The following is a 314-nucleotide window of genomic DNA, read 5'->3' on the forward strand; positions in this document are numbered from 1 at the left end:
GGGTAAGACCAATAAGGTGCAGGATGTATTTGTCACACAAGTGCTGGTTGAGTTTATCGGCCAGGAAAAAACCGTTATTGAACTTGGCAAAGATAAGCCCGGCAAAGAAAGGCACTAGTCAATGCTGAGAATGCCGATTACTCCCCGCCCCCATTGGCAGAAAACCGCGGCCGAGTTTGGTTTTTACTTTCATACTATGTACGGCGAGCCTTATTGGGATGAGAGTGCTTACTACCAGTTTACCCTGCGCCAGATAGAAGAAGAGCTGGAAGGCCCCACCGAAACGCTGCACCAGATGTGTCTGGAAGTAGTGG

At 49.4% G+C, this 314-nt stretch carries 1 protein-coding gene; it reads left to right on the forward strand.

Features of this window, described 5'->3' with window-relative positions; genetic code table 11:
• Positions 1 to 121: 121 nt before the first annotated feature.
• A partial coding sequence (locus J0A66_RS22550) for a glutathionylspermidine synthase family protein (RefSeq protein ID WP_206576050.1) occupies positions 122 to 314 on the forward strand: 193 nt, incomplete at its 3' end.

Origin of the sequence: Bowmanella dokdonensis, assembly GCF_017254865.1 — a bacterium.
In the GTDB taxonomy this organism is placed as follows: Bacteria; Pseudomonadota; Gammaproteobacteria; order Enterobacterales; family Alteromonadaceae; genus Bowmanella; species Bowmanella dokdonensis.